At 32.3% G+C, this 1519-nt stretch carries 2 pseudogenes; both read left to right on the forward strand.

Annotated features, from left to right (window positions below):
- Window positions 1-736: pseudogene (locus tag M901_RS12225) on the forward strand (hypothetical protein); the annotation flags it as partial.
- Window positions 736-1519, forward strand: a pseudogene (locus tag M901_RS12230) (site-specific integrase); the annotation flags it as partial. The pseudogenes M901_RS12225 and M901_RS12230, both read left to right, overlap by 1 nt.

Below are 1519 nucleotides of genomic sequence, written 5' to 3' on the forward strand. Positions count from 1 at the left end.
TGGTCTAAAATTTGTAGCGCATTACCCATGCCGTAAAGGTGTTAATAGAAGTTCAAGTAGCAAGTTCATTGAAAAAAGTATTGGGTATAAGTTGGATCTAAGACGACTCAGGCCAACTCGATTGTATCTAAATGAAAAAGAAAAAAAGCTGCCGCTATTGCTTCAAGTCGCGCTATTTGGGCACTCAACATCTGCAATTACTGACGAGGTTTATAAAGACAACTCCCACTTCCAACAGCTAAGAAATGACAAACTAGCAATGGAATTAGATAGTATATTCGACAGTATTCGTGATGGTTCTTTCAAAGGAAAACTAGTTCCATTAAAACAAAGAACATGTATCAAAAAAAAGATAATAAATATCTATACAAACCACAATGGCGAGTCACCATTAGCAATCTGTAATAACCCATACTACCCCACCTGGCACTTGTCTGATGGTGGACAAATTCCCAGATCAAATAAACCATGCAAACAATTTAACAAATGTCTTACGTGTCAACAATCATCCGTTACCAGTGACAACATTCCATTTGTAGTAGATAGATTCCTCTATTTAGATCAGAAACGACGCTCAATGCGAAGTGACCAGTTTGATTGCATGTATAGGGAAGAATATGAAGCAGCAAAAGAAGTCATCGAATCATGGCCTTATCAAGAAGATATTCAAGAAGCTGAGTTGAGAAACGCTGTTGATGGATACCTACTTCCACCTATTATTTCAGAGAGTAACTAATGAAACTAATAAACTTTGGCGAGATCAACATTGATAAAGACATTCAAATATCAGAAGAAATAAATTTCAAATATAATGTTTGGAGAATTCAATATTCACAATCAGAACATATATCACTAAACTTTGAAAATTTTAGTGAAAATAATAATGTATCTAACTATAACGATTTGGTAATTTTAATAAAAATACTAACTTATTATGAATTCCCTAAATTATTCAATTTAAACATAACCAGTTGGTTGACAACAAATCATCGCCATTCATATTTTATTAATGTCGCTAAAAATTTTCTCCTTGATTCTGGATTTACATCTAGAAAAATGCTTTCTAATATTACTTTAAGTCAATGTAAAGGATATATTGAAGATTGCATTTCACTATTTAAAAAAAGAATACCAGGTTCAATAACAAAACTGGATAGTGCAATATATTTTTTTGACAGATGGAGTGAATTATCTCACAAAAAAAGGTTACCAAAAGAATTCAGATTTGAATACGATAAGTATGATATTTTAGATAAAGAAAAACGTGCTGAACTAAGAACTCTCAAAGATGAACAATGCGATCCATGGCAACCATTGGATTCAGAAATTGTAAAATCCGTTTTCGATGAATCATTAAAATATATACAAACTTTATCTCCAACAATTATTAAATGCTCCAATTTAGTAAAAGAAAAAGGACGACGAGACGATGGTTCTTCTTGGGGAACCATAAGAAAAGATGGTCGTACAAAACATATTTTTAAAGTACTCGAGAACATGGAAATTCCAGACATATATG

This window comes from Bacteriovorax sp. DB6_IX, from assembly GCF_000447775.1.
Classification (GTDB): Bacteria; Bdellovibrionota; Bacteriovoracia; order Bacteriovoracales; family Bacteriovoracaceae; genus Halobacteriovorax_A.